Consider the following 15,428-nt stretch of genomic DNA (forward strand, 5'->3'; position numbering starts at 1 on the left):
TAGCCAGCATGACAAAAACAGACGATCTCCAGAAGTTGTTAGATATTTTGCCACTAGACATTAAAAATGTTTTAGAGCAACACCCACAGCGGGACAGCTTAATTGAAGTGGTGATGGATTTAGGTCGTCGCCCAGAAGCTCGTTTTCCCGATCGCGCCGAGTACCTTGCTGAGTCTGGCATTTCCCACGATCAAATTAGATATAGCATACAGCGCGTGGGACATTTTGGTGGTGATAATCGGGCAGGACTGGCGCAAACTCTGCACCGGATTAGTGCGATTAGGAACCGTGCTGGCGATATTATCGGTTTAACCTGTCGTGTCGGGCGGGCTGTCTTTGGCACGATTGGCATGATCCACGATTTAGTAGAAACCGGACAGTCAATTCTACTGTTAGGTCGTCCTGGGGTGGGTAAAACCACAGCTTTGCGAGAAATTGCCAGAGTGTTAGCCGATGACTTAAATAAGCGTGTCGTCATTATCGATACTTCAAACGAAATTGCAGGGGATGGAGATGTTCCTCATCCAGCCATTGGACGGGCGCGACGAATGCAAGTATCGCGTCCAGAATTTCAGCATCAAGTGATGATTGAGGCAGTAGAAAATCACATGCCAGAAGTCATCGTGATTGATGAAATTGGTACGGAGTTGGAAGCTCTAGCGGCTCGTACCATTGCCGAACGGGGCGTACAACTGGTAGGAACGGCGCACGGCAATCAAATTGAAAATTTGATCAAGAACCCGACTCTATCAGACTTAGTGGGTGGTATCCAGTCTGTCACTTTAGGCGATGATGAAGCCAGACGGCGGCGGACGCAGAAAACTGTTTTAGAACGTAAAGCTCCACCAACATTTGAAATTGCCGTGGAAATGTTGGAAAGACAACGCTGGACGATCCATGAAAGCGTTGCTGATACCGTCGATGCACTGCTGAGAGGACGCATACCAAATCCACAAGTTAGAACTGTTGATGCAGATGGTAAAGTCACGATTGTACGACAGTCACCCACGCCACTACGGGGAGTAGGGCAAGATGGGTTTGGGCGAGGCTACGAGGTAGGCAATCCCAGGCAAGAGGAAGAATCGAAACTATCGCCGACTATGACTGTAGGTGGGTGGCGTTCGACTGGACGAATGATACCACTTGCTGCCGTACCAGAACCAGCCACGCGAGAACAAGAGTTCGAGCGCTTGTTGGATGAATCTCTGGCTCGCAGCGATCGCTTTAACAGCGATTTGGCGGTGAATGCGGGTCCGAATGGGGAAGATTTACCCTTGCATATTTATCCCTACGGTGTGAGTCGCCACCAGTTAGAGCAAGCAATCCAAGTGCTGAGTTTACCCGTGGTACTGACGAAAGATATTGACAGTGCCGATGCAATTTTAGCTTTGCGATCGCACGTCAAAAATCAGTCTAAGTTACGTCATGTCGCTAAGGCGCGTCACGTCCCAATTCACACGCTCAAGTCAAATACTATTCCACAAATTATCCGCACGTTGCGGCGGTTGTTGGATATGGACGAGCCAGTCGTACCGGACGAACGGGAACTGAGTTTATTCATCCAAAATGGCAGCGAGGACGAACTCGATGCTTTAGAAGAGGCTCGTTTAGCGGTAGAACAAATCGTAATTCCCAAAGGACAACCCGTAGAGTTGTTACCCCGTTCGGCAAAAGTGCGAAAGATGCAACACGAATTAGTAGAACACTATCGCTTGAAATCAGATAGCTTTGGTGACGAACCAAATCGGCGCTTGCGGATTTATCCGGCGTAATGTTTTTTTCGGTATACATAGGGGCGCACAGCTGTGCGCCCCTACTAGTTCTGTATGTTACCCCATTGAAAACGGCTTTCCGCCTCTAACAGATCTACCGCGATCGCTGTGTACTAGCTAAAGTTGGCTCATCTGTATCTTTTCAAAAGTAACGCTATTGTGTGAGTGTAAAAACAATTGTATGAGCGATCGCTAAATCCTCTCACACCCATACTCAGGTAGATATGACACAGCGAAGAAACGTTGCTATCTTAATTTTTGATGAGGTAGAGATTTTGGACTTTTGCGGTCCCTACGAAGTCTTTGGAGTGACGGGAAAACGCAATGGCTCTGAGCCTTTTAACGTCTACACGGTAGCCGAGGAACGCCGACCAATAATCGCTCGGAATCAGTTGAGTATCAATCCGCAGTACACTTTACTTGACTGCCCGCGATCGCATATTGTACTCGTGCCTGGTGGCTTCGGCACGCGGCGAGAAATGCGCAATTCAGCTTTGATTGACTGGATTAAAGAACGTTCTCAACAAGCAGAGTTATTGCTTTCCGTCTGTACGGGTGCGTTACTTTTGGCTAAAGCTGGTTTGCTGGAAGGACTTACAGCTACTACCCATCATGGCGCGATCGATTTACTCAAGCAGGTTGCACCCAATACACAAGTTAAACCAGATAAAAGGTTTGTAGACAACGGCAGCATAATTTTATCGGCTGGAATCTCAGCAGGGATTGATATGTCGTTGTATGTAGTCGCTAAGCTTTTGGGAGAACAACAAGCGAGAGAGACTGCGGAGTACATGGAATATGACTGGCAGCTAAGTGGAAAGTTAGAAAATTATATGGAATAGCCGTAAAAGTTCTTGACACATTCGCAGTACTAACTGCTATCATGGTTAAGGCTAACAAACGATGGGGCGTAGCCAAGCGGTAAGGCAGCGGGTTTTGGTCCCGCCATCCCTAGGTTCGAATCCTAGCGCCCCAGTTTATATCTTGAGTATTGAAGTAGAAGCTTTCTGTGAGGGGGAGCTGAGGGAGCTGGGGAGGCTGGGGGAGTAAGAGTAGGTTAATATCTCTTGCCTAAACAATGAGAATTTTTGTGTAGAGATTTTCTGTTATTGAAGGGCTAGATCGGCTAAGCTTGCCGTTGGAATCTCACACTTGGGAAAAATGAGTGCAAATGCTCCCACGATTTTAGCTCTGGATTTTGATGGCGTAATTTGTGACGGCTTACCAGAATATTTCGCTACGGCTTGGCGAACGTACTGCAAAATTTGGCTGCCATCATCTCAGACACCCCTAGATGATTTAACACCGCAATTCGATCGCCTGCGTCCGGTAATTGAGACTGGTTGGGAAATGCCCGTTTTAATTCGAGCTTTGTTATCCGGGGTAACAGAAGCAGAAATATGGCAAAATTGGAGTGCGATCGCCCAAAAATTATTGCAACAAGATAACTTAACTGCGGCTGAGGTCGGTAAGCAATTAGATACAATTCGAGATGAATGGATTTCTACCGATCTCGATAGTTGGCTAGACTTGCATCGGTTTTATCCTGGGGTTTTAGAAAGATTGCACTCATTAATTGATAGTCCGGTTAAACCGCTGATTATTACAACTAAAGAAGGGCGTTTTGTCGAGCGACTTTTACAACGGCAAGGTATACAATTACCCAGTCAGTCGGTTTTAGGCAAAGAAATCAAGCGTCCAAAATATCAAATTATCAGAGAGTTAATTGCGATCGCCACTCAAACACCAGTTCTTTTGTGGTTTGTGGAAGACAGACTCAAGACTTTGCAACTCGTGCAACAGCAAGCAGACTTAGAAGACGTAAAACTTTTTCTAGCTGATTGGGGATATAATACCGCAGCCGAGAGAGAACTGGCGCAGCAAAACCCCCGTATCCAGTTGTTATCGCTAGCTCAGTTTGCTGAAGATTTTTCGGCTTGGAGCTAAATTGTAAATGATGATTTTTGAATATTTATCATCAAAAACTCACAAAAAATAAAAATTGAATATAAGCTGACTAATAGCCGAAAGCTTATAGCTCGATATGCTCGATCTGACAAAAGTAGCGAAGGCGATGCAAGGCATCAGCCAACATTTAAGCACGGAAGTAGCTGCAAGTCGCCAACGGTTAGAGTTGGCGCAAGATCTCATGACAGCAGCTTACAAAAATCAAGCAGAATTGATGCAGCGACAAAAACAGTGGCGCGATCGCATTTTATTCAGCACCGCTATACCAATGGAACCGCTTAACACCTGCATCGATCTACCAGTACCACCTAAAACTCATACCGTTCTCGCCACGGATGGCTCGCAGATTGCTCCTAACCATCACGAAATCGCTTATTGTTATCTACTCAATATCGGTCGGGTAGTCTTGCACTACGGACAAAATCGCCAACCTTTACTCGATAGCTTACCAGAAGTATTCTACCGTCCCGAAGATTTATATATTTCGCGTCAATGGGGTATCCGCACTGAAGAATGGATGGGTTATCGCCGTACCGCTTCTGAAGCTACCGTATTGGCTGAGTTGGCTGCTGCTGTGGTAGGGAGCAGGGAGCAGGGAGCAGGGAGCAGGGGGAAGAGAGCTGGGGGAGTTGGGGAGGCTGAGGAAGCTGAGGGAGAGAAGAACCAACTGTCAACCATCAACCATCAACTACCAACTACCAACTACCAACTACCAACTACCACTCCTACACTAGCTATGGTCGATGGATCGTTAATCTATTGGTTTTTGGAACAGTTGCCTTTAGAAGCACGCGATCGCATTTTGCCACCAATTTTGACGGCTTGGGAACAGCTTAAAGCTTTGGGTATTCCCATCATGGGTTATCTCAGCGCTTCTCGCAGTATGGAAAGCTTGAATTTTTTACGTCTGCAAGCTTGCATTCACGAAGTACCGGACTGCGCCAGTTTTTGTCCGAATCAAATTGAAAAAGTTCCTTGTCAAGTCCTCGAACCATTGCGCGATGCGGCACTGTGGTCGATCCAATTGCAGCCAGGACAAAGAAGTACTTTATGGCGTAGTTCTGCCCGCATAACAGAATTATACGGAGATTGTGCAATCTATTTCTGTTACGTACATGTCGGTACGGAAATTGCACGGGTAGAAGTTCCGGCTTGGGTAGCAGAGGATGAAGCTTTATTTAATCAGTCTTTAGGTTTGATGTTAGCCCAAGTACAGAAAGGCTATGGCTACCCTGTTGTGTTAGCAGAGGCGCACAATCAAGCAGTTGTGAGAGGAGGCGATCGCGCTCGTTTTTTTGCGATGCTAGAACAACAAATGATTAAAGCAGGCTTGCGAAATGTGGGAATTTCCTACAAAGAAGCGCGTAAGCGGGGCAGTATTGCTTAAAGTTGATTATCAATAGGTAAACTGCTATGACTGAGTTACTCGAACAAGCGATCGCTCGATTAAAGACTCTACCTGCTAATGAGCAGGATGCGATCGATTTGTGAATTAATTCGCATATAGAGTGTGACAAATTACTATTTCAGTTGTGGCGATCGCGCTGATTTTTTGTCATGCTATAACAGCAAATGAAGCGAAATAAAACTTACTGAAGAGCGTCTCGATTGAAAGTTATGACATCACAAGATGGGGCTACTTAATTGTGTAGCTTTGGATCGATGTAGTTAAGCCTAGACAAGCAAGGATTTGAGACAATGACAACAAAGCCAGTTACTTTCATTACAGGTGCAAATAAAGGAATTGGAAATGAAGTTGCACGGCAGCTTGCCCAGCATGACTTCACTGTTTTGATTGGTACACGTAACGTACAACGTGGAGAAGCAGCAGCAGAAACACTCCGTGCTGAAGGATTTGACGTTCATTTTGTACCAATTGATATCAATGATGAATCGTCAATTAAAGATGCTGCTGAAACTGTGGCTAGACAGTGGAAACAAGTTACTGTGCTGATTAATAATGCTGCTGTCAATTATGATTTCTCACCAGCAACTCGACCATCTACGCTGAGTGTAGATGTTCTCAAAGATACTTTTCTCACGAATGTTTTTGGTGCATTTGCAACAATTCACCATTTTCTACCGTTACTCAAGCAAGCTGGAACAGCACAAATCCTTAAACCACAAATCATAAATGTTTCATCAACACTTGGTTCCCTGACTGCTCTGAGTGACCCAGAACATTATTACTACGGAGTTAATACCGTTGCTTACAACTCTTCCAAATCTGCAATTAATGCTATAACTGTTGCCTTGGCAAAAGATTTAGTAGAGGACAGAATTAGCGTCAATTCTATTTGTCCTGGTTGGGTAAAAACTGATATGGGTACAGATGATGCACCGCGTACTGTCGAACAAGGAGCATCAATTATAGTCAAACTTGCTACGATGGAGAATCCACCGACGGGTAAATTTCTCGACGATGATGGAGAAATTTTGTGGTAGCTTCTCCTGCCATAAATTCTAAGAGTATTGACATTTGAAAATGAAGCACTTGAATCGAATTTCTGTAGCAAATTGATAAGATATCGATCGAGTGCTTTACTTGTGCGATCGCAATATTGAATTATAAATTACGAATCGCCCGTTCCGAATTAGAGCTTCGTATTATTTGCTTTAAAAGTAACTCTTTGTACTTGTCCTAGCTGTCCTAAAAGTTTAGCTTCTTCCTGATTATATGTAACTAATACTCCCCCAGCATTACCAACTTCGAGTTTTAATTGTTCGTTAGCTACCCATTTACGCTGCGTTCCTGGGGATAACTCTCCTTCAAACTCTTTCTTTCCGTCAGCAGTTACCCGTATCCAAGATTTGTCTTTTACAGTTATACCAACTTCAACTGGCTTGGTTTGCTTCTTGAGGTTAGCAACTGGTTTGGCTTTAGCTGGTGCTTTAGGCTTAGCGACATTAGCAACGGGTAATGGAGGCTGTGACTGAGTATTTTGACCGATTTGAAAGTCAGAATTACTCAAAGTTTGAGACAAAATGCTGACTGCACCAATAATTAAAAGAATGTATATAGCGTATAGATGGGAGGTCTGTAATTGAGCTGGAGGTAAGCTGACTCCTACGGGTTTCAAACTCTGCCGATAATCTTCTAAAGGAAAAGAATTTGCTAATTCCGTACCATCTAAATCTAAAGCCTCGGCATATTGCTTAATAAAACCTCGAATATAAACTGGCTCAGGTAACTTATCAATATTACCCGCTTCGATCGCCCGCAAAAAACTTTGGCGAATCCGCGTGGTTGATTCGATTTGCTCCAAAGATATTTGTTTGTCTTCTCGCCTACGACGTAGAGCAGCACCTATCTGCCCTAACTTTTCGGCTCTTTGCTGTTCGAGCGTCTGAATAATTGGTTCTTGTGGTTGTGGTTGTTGTTTCCACTGCTTCATAGACTTATCTGTTGCACTTCTTGACAGCACCTTACACCTGCACCCTTGTTGTAGATTTGAGTTGATTTTGTAGTTGATTTTGTAAATAATGAATCTCGCGTTCTTCGAGCGGACGATAGCGACCCGGAGGCAAAGCCGCGCCTACAGTTGATTCTAGTTGAATCGAACCGATCGCAGTCCGATGTAACTGGAGCGTGGGATAACCTAATTGTTCTGTCATGCGCCGAATCTGTCGATTTCTGCCTTCCCATAAAACGAATTCCAACCACGTTCGATTGGCATCGCGAGACAACACGCGCACTTGTGCCGCTCTGGTCTTTCTCCCCTCTAAAACAACTCCCTGTCGCCATTGTTTTAACACTGATTCCGGCGGATGTCCCGCAACCACAACCTGATATGTCTTAGAGATATCGTGTCGCGGGTGGGTGAGAGCAAATGTCAAGTTTCCATCATTTGTCAGTAACAATGCACCTGTAGATTCTGCATCCAACCGTCCGACAGGATGAATACCCTGACCTTGACGTAGATTAGTTGGCAACAGTTGCATCACTGTAGGTCTACCTTGAGGATCGTCGCAAGTTGTAACTACACCAGTTGGTTTGTTGAGCAATAAATAGGTTGGCTGGGGACGATGAGGCGATCGCAGTAGCTTTCCATCAACTTCGATCGTATCCTGAGTTGGATTTGCTTTTTGTCCCAGTTCTACCACAGCACCATTACAGCGCACGCGACCGAGCTTAATCATCTCTTCCGCTTGCCGTCTCGAAGCTATTCCCCACTGAGAAAGAATTTTTTGTACCCGTTCCTCCATTTGTCGATCCTTGACCCAGGTAATACCAATATATACGCTGAGAATTCGGAATTCGGAATTCGGAATTCGGAATTAATTTTGAATTTTGAATTTTGAGTTGCTCCCTCAGCTCCCTACTCCCTGCTCGTGCGCTCCCTGACCACTGATAACCGAACAAATATTAACTACACTAATTTGAGCAACTGTTACACTTACATACTTCCCTTGAATCCGAACAACTTAGAGCAAGACAAGACCGCTAAGCATCGCCTAATCAGTAAAGTGCTGTCTCCAGCACTATGGCTGTTTGTCCGATCGCAAGTCGAGCAAGTATCCCATTTAGAGGTACAAATTGCCAGCAGCGATCGACAAATCCTTTCTGGTAGTATTCCCCGTCTATCTATCTTTGCCGATCGCGTTGTTTATAAAGGTTTACATTTCGCAAAAATCTGCCTAATGGGGGAGGGAATGCAGACAAATTTACGTCAAGCGATGAGAGGACAGCCGCTACAACTGTTAGAACCTATGGATGTCTCTGGGGAAGCAACGCTACAGGAAATGGATCTCAATGCTTCCCTGAAGTCGGATTTACTCTCTAGCGCTTTAACAGAGTTACTATCAAAATTAGCTCCTAACAACAATGCCGTGCGAGGACAAATTGACTGGACAAAAATCGCGATCGCGCCAGAACTTTTATTACTTCAGGGTAATTTAGTCAATTCAAGCCACACTACAACCATCACCCTTAAATGCGGTTTGCAGCTGTCTAGCGGTCGCGAATTGCTTCTAACTCAACCCCAGCTCCAAATCTCCTCTAACTCACTTTGGGAACAGTTAGAAGACCATGCCATAGATTTAGGTTCTTACGTCAATTTAAAAGAACTAACCTTACAGTCAGGACAAATCGTCTGTCGTGGTAGTATTACCGTCATGCCTTAATCAGTTATCTGCGATCGATTACCAATTACCGATTACCAATTACCACTCAATCTAATAACGGCAACAACAAAGTGACAAAATAGTAAACTAATGGAGCAGTAAAAACGTAACTATCGGCGCGATCGAGGATACCCCCGTGACCTGGAATTAATTGTCCTGAATCTTTGACCCCAGCATCGCGTTTCATCATGGACTCCGTGAGATCGCCTAATAAGCTGGTAATCCCAATTAATAAGCCTAAAGCTATACCCGTCCAAGGCGAACCAGCCCAATGAAGCAACCAACTACCAATCGTTGCTACAGTTATACTACCAGCAACTCCAAATACAGACCCTTCCACAGTTTTTTTGGGACTAATATCAGAAAGGCGAGTGCGTCCGAAAAATTTACCAATAGTATACGCTCCAATATCAGCCGCCCAAATACAAAAGAAAGCTAGGAGAGTGACTGTCAAACCTTGCGGTAAAGCTGCAAAATTTCCTTGCTTGACCAGATGAATTGTATTCATATCTGGTAAATAGCCATCGAATGGAATATTGCTCACAGCATGATTACCAAGCGATCGCAATCTAATCCAATAACTAGGTAAATAACCGCAATAAAATAGTCCCAAAATAGAAGTAGAAATATCGGCGATCGAGGCTAATTTTGGTAAAAATAGGAGATAGAAACAAATAAACGTTCCTGCTACTGGCATCACGGCATCTGCTAAGCTGGAAGAAACCGTAGCGATCGCCAGCAAAGCTAAACTGACAACGATCGTTGTTTTCGCAGCAGGTGCAATTCCCTTGGCTCGAACTAATTCAAAATATTCCAGTTGACCCAAATAAACAATCGCCATAAACATAAAGGTAAAATACCATCCTCCTAAGACGCTGGCAGTTAGGGCAAGAGCGATCGCGATAATTCCACTAATAATTCGAGACCAAGGCATAGAGCAATTTTGGATTTAGGATTTGGAACTTTCGATTACAGACTTTGACTTCAATCCAAAATCTAAAATCTAAAATCGGATGGGATTAGTCTAGCTTTTCTCCACTCAAAATAAAAATAGGATCGACAGCAGCAAAGATTTGCTGATTACCTTTTTGCTCTAAGCGATTGACAGATGATTGGACGACATCGATATTTCTAGCATGTAACTCAGCTAAACCTTGAGAAATAGCATATAAACTTTCCAAATTACCAGCCGTGGTAACGACTCTACCTTGTAGCGGCAGATATTGCCAAACAGCTTTGAGAATATCTTTGATAGGACGACCACCTTCAATACAAACTCGGTGCGGAGCTTGAGGTAAATTGGGTAAGCATTCTGGGGCGCTAGCTTCTACGACTTCAACATTTTTCACATTAAAGCGATCGCAGTTGCGACGGATCAAGCTAGCAACTTCGTCATCTCGCTCAACAGCAATAATCTGGGCTTTCGGACACAACAAGCCAATTTCAACCGGAATTGTCCCTGTTCCTGCGCCAATATCCCACACCAAGGAGTTTGGTTGTAACCGCAGTTGAGAAATCAGCAATAACCGAATTTCCCGCTTACTCAAGGGAATTCCTGGCAAGCGCTCGAATAAATCGTCAGGGATACCTGGTGTAATATAGGGCCAGAGTTGGGAAGGCATAGAAATTAGATGAATGACATCAGCTTGCCCCAGCAGTAAAGGAAAGCTCTCAACAATAAGAACTTAACATCACTCGCACTTTTATACATAAAGTGAGGAGTGAGGAGTGAGTGGTGATGAGAGAAGTTCTGCACTCCTTACCTCTTTCCCTTGTCTGTTGTTAAGTCGTGAGGAGTAAGCAGGCGAAAACTGCTAGCGAAGATTGGGAAATTTGGTGGTTAACGAAAGGGTACAACAGGTTAAGCTAACAAATGTCAACTTCGAGTCAGCGTCAGTTTACACCAGAGGCAAGATGACAATTTGGGTTAACGAGCAGATCGATCCGTCTGGAATGATACACGCCTGCATCGCTTGCTGTGACGAAACGCAAGCACAAGCTTGTCACGAATCCTACCAACAAAATTTGACCGAGATGCAAAAAGAATCTGGTTGGGAAGCCAGACTGCGAACGGTAGAATCGTGGGACGACGTGCCAGTTAATGCTTTGAAATTGGACTAATGAGAAACGGTTATCCAGCAACCCACATTTAATGCTTGGGCGGACGCGGGAGCTGCTGGGGGCGAATTGGTCCCAAAATTTGGTTGAGCTGACGCAATTGCTCTGCCGTTCCCATACAAATCAATAAATCACCTGCCATTAACGTAGTGTCTGCCGTGGGACCACCAATTAGAGTTCCATCGACGCGGCGGATTGCTAAAATTAGCGCTCCAGTTTGCGATCGCAGTTTTGCTTCTCTCAAAGTTTGACCGATGCAGGGACACACTACTGGATCGAGGCGAAATTCCTCCATATACAGTTCCCTGTCTGCTCCCGTGAGGATGCCATCGACGAAATCTAATACTTGGGGTCTTAATGCCGCTGCTGCCATGCGTTTACCCCCCGTGATATAGGGAGATACAACTGCATCAGCTCCCGCCCTTTGCAGCTTTTGTAATGCCTCTCTCGTACTAGCTCTGGCGATCGCTCGAATTTGCGGATTGAGGGTTTTGGCTGACAGCACTGTATAGAGGTTTTCAGCATCAGAAGGCAGTGCCGCAACTAGACAAATCGCTCGATCTATTCGCAGTTGCAGCAGAGTATCGTCTAATGTCGCATCACCCTGGATTGCTACATAACCGAGCTGCCGTGCTTTTTCCACCGAAGCATCATCTAAGTCAACCGTGACAAAATTAGCCCCTTCAGCTTGAAATTCCAGGGCAATTTGCTGTCCCGTGCGCCCAAATCCACATAAGATGTAGTGTCCAGAGAGCGATTCCATTAACCGCCGCTGTTGCCTCAGTCGAATTCCTTCTTGAAAGTACCCTTGAATTACAGCTTCTGTAAAGCGATTGACGATATAACCGATCGTAATCACTCCCATTAAAATTAGACCGATGGTAAATAATCGTCCGCGATCGCCTAACGGTCGCGTTTCACCATAACCGACTGTAGCCAAGGTAATCACAGTCATGTAAGCCGCATCTTCCCACGACCAACCTTCTACAAAGCGATACCATAGAGTCCCCAATAGCAAGACACCTACAAGCGCGATCGCCCCTGCTAGTAGCTCTTTTTGAATTCGACGATATTTTTTCTCTGGGGTTGAGTACAAGAGAGTGATTAGGGGTGAGGGGTAAGAAAAATGAGAACTGCCAACTACCAACTACCAATTACCCATTGCCAATTACCACTGATAACTGACAACTGATAACTGATTTCTGAGCTAGTTTAGATTATGTGCGATCTGAGCCGGATGCGATGGAAAGTTTTGGACATTACCGCTAAATTGGCAGCAGAAATTTAAAAAATAAATTTTTGATTGAGGAGGGAATAGTGACTATAGATACTCTTATTTCTAGCCCCAATTTGCTAGCCCCAATTTGTCAGCATCAGCTGCCACTGCGCTGCAACCTTTCGATCTAGACAGCTTCATAGCAATTCTCGATTGCGTGCGTGACATCTGTAGGGGCGCACAGCCGTGCGCCCCTACGGTCGTGTGTTTTATCCAATTGAAAATTGCTATCAACGAAAAAGTTAGCAGCTAGAACACAAACAATGACCAGCATTTGTTAACAAATGCTGGTCATTGGTCACTGATAACTGATTAAGCAGCCAAACCACTATGCCTTAACAAAGGCTCTGTACTCGGCTCTCGACCTCGGAAGGATTTAAACACATCCATTGGATGTTGGCTACCACCCAAAGCCAGCACGGTATTGCGAAATCGTTTCCCAGTCTCAGTCAGTGCCTGGGGATTATCTAATCCAGCTTCTTCAAATGCACCGAAGGCATCAGCACTCAGGACTTCTGCCCATTTGTAGCTGTAGTATCCCGCAGCGTATCCGCCAGCAAAAATATGTCCAAAAGAACACAAAAAGGCATCTTCTGGTAATGGTGGTAATACGGTTGTCGTCTTGGCGATGCGCTGGCGTACGTCACTGGCTGTCTCCGTACCACCGGGCTGATAGCGATGGTGCAGTTCGATATCCACTAAACCGAAGTGTAACTGTCGCAGCATTGCACTACCACTCATATAATTGCGGGCAGCAATGAGTTTTTGATAGTAATGCTCTGGCAAAGTCTCGCCAGTTTCGTAATGCTTCGCCATTCCCATCAAGGTTTCTCGATGGTAGCACCAGTTTTCCATAAATTGGCTAGGTAGCTCAACTGCATCCCATTCGACGTTATTAATCCCAGCTGCCCCTGCATCGTCTACTTTAGTCAACATGTGTTGCAGCCCGTGACCGAACTCGTGGAATAAAGTCTCTACTTCATTGAAAGTCATCAAGCTGGGCTTGCCATCGACTGGAGGAGTTTGGTTGCATACTAAATAAGCTACGGGTTTACGGGTGGCAACTGTACCCTCGTGAGTTGTCATTTTTGCCCGACCAATACAATCATCCATCCACGCACCGCCTCGCTTTTCCGCCGGACGGCTGTATGGATCTAAATAGAAATAGGCAATTGCTGCTCCTGTTTCATCGGCTATTTGAAAATATTTCACATCTTCATGCCAAACTGGAGCTTGACCGTCAGCAGCAGTCACAGTCACCCCAAATAGCTTGTTGACTAGAGTAAATAATCCGTCTAAGACTTGGGGTAAGGGGAAGTAGGGACGCAATTCCTCTGCACTAAAAGCAAATTTTTCTTCTCGTTGGCGTTCTGCCCAAAATGCAATATCCCAATGCTGCAAGTTGCTGCCTTCTGGCGCTCCCTTAGAGGCAGCAAAAGTTCTCAAGTTTTCTAAATCTTGCTTTGCAGCATCGTAACTAGCGCGTCGCAATTCTTCTGATAAAGTCTCTACTGCCTCGACGCTGGGAGCCATTTTACTGGCTAGACTTAATTCTGCGTAGCTATTAAACCCAAGCAAATTGGCTTTTTCGCGTCGTAGTTGTAAAATCTTTTCAATTAATGGAGTATTATCTAAATCCCCAGAGGAAGCGCGGCTGATAAATGCTCTATATAGTTTCTCTCGCAAATCCCGACGTTTGCCATGCTGCATGAAAGGCAAGTAACTGGGAAAATCCAACGTCACGCGCCAAGGACCGTGTTCCGGTGTTGCCTTTTCTTCTCCTGCGGCACGGGCAGCTTGAGCTGCTAGACTCAACCAACTAGGAGGTAAGCCTTCTACTTCATCTGGTGATGTCAGCGTCAGGCTGAAAGCTTTGGTTGCATCCAAAACGTTGTTAGAAAACTTGGTGGTAAGTTCGGCTAACTCTAATTGAATCGCATTAAAGCGATCGCGTTGCTCTCCTGCTAAACCTACGCCCGATAGCTCAGCATCTCGAATTGCTGCTTCTACAATCCGTTTTTGGGCATCTACTAAGGTATCCCAGACTTCGCTGGCTCGCAGCGCCTTAAAAGCTTCGTAAAGCGGCTGACTCTGACTAAATTTATTGTAAAACTCTACAACTTGCGGCTGTACGGTTTCGTAAGCTGTCCGCAATTCGGGGCTATTCTTTACGCCCATCAAATGCCCGACAATACCCCAACTCCAGCGCAAGCGCTCTGACAAGCGATCTATGGGTTCTACCAACCCACTCCAGGTTGGCGTAACGTTTGCTTCTAAATTCGCTAGTTCTGATTCTAGTTCCGCCAGCAGTTGTGTCATGGCTGGAACTACATGCTCTGGCTGAATATCTGCAAATGGTGGCAATCCCTGACCTTTTAATAAAGGATTGTCAACTGTAGCGATCGCACTCATAAGCGGTTCTACTTTGTATTAGTGTTACCTCCATTATCGTTAACACCTACAACTACCGCCGAGTGTTGAATGCCGTAAGAATCAGGAGTCGGAATTAACTGAGTTCTTGCCTTTTGCCTCTTGCGTCTTACTTCTCGCCTCTTGCGTCTTACTTCTCGCCTCACTACTCACCTAGACAATTTCTACATTCCTAACTAATAGCAGTTGATCCACGTCTAACATAAATATTGTCAGCGGTGGTTCTGTTGCCGGAATCACGGCTACGTGAGTTGCAAAGCCGAATATATCGGCATTGCGGTAAGACTCTGGCAAAACGCGCACGCAAGACAAGGGTACGTCCATCAAAGTAGGAACTTGAGCGACGGGAATGGCATAAAGTTCTCTTTGTCTGTCTTGGACGAGCATCAAATAACCCCGCTTTGCCGGATCGAGATTGCCGCTAGACTGAAATAGTCGCCGCTGGAGATCGACCACCGTGACCTCGCGATCGCTCAAATGAATCAATCCGACTCCATGTTGCCCGCTACCATAAACTACTGTCTGTGGTAGTACTTTTACAATGCTATTAATATGCAAAGCTAAGTTAAATTCGCCCATTTGAAACATCACAATTTTGATGGACGTAGCTGCTTCTTGAGCAATCTGTCCTGTACCTTGAATTTTCGATCTAACTAGAGCGCTTGCCATATCAGTTAACAGGGAGTAGGGAGTAGGGAGTAGGGAGTAGGGAAGAACCTAGCTCCCAATCGCGCACAAAT

Annotated in this window: 16 protein-coding genes and 1 tRNA gene; 8 read left to right on the forward strand and 9 right to left on the reverse strand. The window is 45.2% G+C overall.

Annotation, left to right across the window (positions count from 1 at the left end; genetic code table 11):
- The first annotated feature begins 8 nt into the window (after positions 1–8).
- From QH73_RS01090 to QH73_RS01115, 6 genes are all read left to right on the forward strand, one after another.
- On the forward strand, positions 9–1,772 hold the full coding sequence (locus tag QH73_RS01090; RefSeq protein ID WP_039714894.1) for a R3H domain-containing nucleic acid-binding protein: 1,764 nt from the start codon (positions 9–11) through the stop codon (positions 1,770–1,772).
- 224 nt (positions 1,773–1,996) lie between these two features.
- Positions 1,997–2,614 (forward strand): DJ-1/PfpI family protein, encoded by a 618-nt coding sequence (locus tag QH73_RS01095; RefSeq protein WP_039714895.1) that lies wholly within the window; start codon positions 1,997–1,999, stop codon positions 2,612–2,614.
- 62 nt (positions 2,615–2,676) lie between these two features.
- Positions 2,677–2,748 (forward strand) — tRNA-Gln (locus QH73_RS01100).
- A gap of 185 nt (positions 2,749–2,933) precedes the next feature.
- Positions 2,934–3,719, forward strand: a complete 786-nt coding sequence (locus QH73_RS01105; RefSeq protein WP_039714896.1) for an HAD family hydrolase — start codon at positions 2,934–2,936, stop codon at positions 3,717–3,719.
- A 97-nt stretch (positions 3,720–3,816) separates the two neighbouring features.
- Positions 3,817–5,127, forward strand: coding sequence for a DNA double-strand break repair nuclease NurA (locus QH73_RS01110; RefSeq protein WP_039714897.1), 1,311 nt, complete (start codon positions 3,817–3,819; stop codon positions 5,125–5,127).
- A 311-nt stretch (positions 5,128–5,438) separates the two neighbouring features.
- Positions 5,439–6,185, forward strand: coding sequence for an SDR family oxidoreductase (locus QH73_RS01115; protein ID WP_039714898.1), 747 nt, complete (start codon positions 5,439–5,441; stop codon positions 6,183–6,185).
- 149 nt (positions 6,186–6,334) lie between these two features.
- On the opposite strand, the gene QH73_RS01120 is transcribed toward QH73_RS01115, so the two are convergent.
- Positions 6,335–7,135 (reverse strand): helix-turn-helix domain-containing protein, encoded by an 801-nt coding sequence (locus tag QH73_RS01120; protein WP_039714899.1) that lies wholly within the window; start codon positions 7,133–7,135, stop codon positions 6,335–6,337.
- A 31-nt stretch (positions 7,136–7,166) separates the two neighbouring features.
- Positions 7,167–7,946, reverse strand: a complete 780-nt coding sequence (locus tag QH73_RS01125; RefSeq protein WP_039714900.1) for a pseudouridine synthase — start codon at positions 7,944–7,946, stop codon at positions 7,167–7,169.
- 204 nt (positions 7,947–8,150) lie between these two features.
- On the opposite strand from QH73_RS01125, the gene QH73_RS01130 reads away from it, so the two are divergent.
- Positions 8,151–8,864 (forward strand): LmeA family phospholipid-binding protein, encoded by a 714-nt coding sequence (locus QH73_RS01130; protein WP_039714901.1) that lies wholly within the window; start codon positions 8,151–8,153, stop codon positions 8,862–8,864.
- Between the two features lie 46 nt (positions 8,865–8,910).
- Here QH73_RS01130 and QH73_RS01135 read toward each other — a convergent pair whose 3' ends face one another.
- Together QH73_RS01135 and cbiT are read right to left on the reverse strand one after the other, a co-directional pair.
- Positions 8,911–9,798, reverse strand: coding sequence for a phosphatidate cytidylyltransferase (locus tag QH73_RS01135; protein WP_039714902.1), 888 nt, complete (start codon positions 9,796–9,798; stop codon positions 8,911–8,913).
- 85 nt (positions 9,799–9,883) lie between these two features.
- Positions 9,884–10,486: a precorrin-6Y C5,15-methyltransferase subunit CbiT gene (gene cbiT, locus QH73_RS01140; RefSeq protein ID WP_039714903.1), complete on the reverse strand. Its 603-nt coding sequence runs from the start codon at positions 10,484–10,486 to the stop codon at positions 9,884–9,886.
- A 292-nt stretch (positions 10,487–10,778) separates the two neighbouring features.
- Between cbiT and QH73_RS01145 the strand changes: the two genes are divergently transcribed.
- The gene (locus tag QH73_RS01145; protein ID WP_039714904.1) at positions 10,779–10,985 is read left to right on the forward strand and encodes a hypothetical protein; all 207 of its coding nucleotides are present in this window, start codon (positions 10,779–10,781) and stop codon (positions 10,983–10,985) included.
- A 28-nt stretch (positions 10,986–11,013) separates the two neighbouring features.
- Here the strand turns inward: QH73_RS01145 and QH73_RS01150 are convergent, their stop codons facing one another.
- The 5 genes from QH73_RS01150 to QH73_RS01170 form a co-directional block, all read right to left on the reverse strand.
- The gene (locus QH73_RS01150; RefSeq protein WP_039714905.1) at positions 11,014–12,078 is read right to left on the reverse strand and encodes a potassium channel family protein; all 1,065 of its coding nucleotides are present in this window, start codon (positions 12,076–12,078) and stop codon (positions 11,014–11,016) included.
- 307 nt (positions 12,079–12,385) lie between these two features.
- Positions 12,386–12,532: a hypothetical protein gene (locus QH73_RS01155; protein ID WP_165587595.1), complete on the reverse strand. Its 147-nt coding sequence runs from the start codon at positions 12,530–12,532 to the stop codon at positions 12,386–12,388.
- A 38-nt stretch (positions 12,533–12,570) separates the two neighbouring features.
- Positions 12,571–14,670, reverse strand: coding sequence for a M3 family metallopeptidase (locus QH73_RS01160; protein ID WP_039714906.1), 2,100 nt, complete (start codon positions 14,668–14,670; stop codon positions 12,571–12,573).
- Between the two features lie 8 nt (positions 14,671–14,678).
- Positions 14,679–14,834, reverse strand: coding sequence for a hypothetical protein (locus tag QH73_RS01165; RefSeq protein WP_165587596.1), 156 nt, complete (start codon positions 14,832–14,834; stop codon positions 14,679–14,681).
- A 7-nt stretch (positions 14,835–14,841) separates the two neighbouring features.
- Positions 14,842–15,357, reverse strand: coding sequence for a chemotaxis protein CheW (locus tag QH73_RS01170; protein ID WP_039714907.1), 516 nt, complete (start codon positions 15,355–15,357; stop codon positions 14,842–14,844).
- Positions 15,358–15,428: the final 71 nt, after the last annotated feature.

The sequence above is a fragment of the Scytonema millei VB511283 genome (assembly GCF_000817735.3).
Taxonomy (GTDB): Bacteria; Cyanobacteriota; Cyanobacteriia; order Cyanobacteriales; family Chroococcidiopsidaceae; genus Chroococcidiopsis; species Chroococcidiopsis millei_B.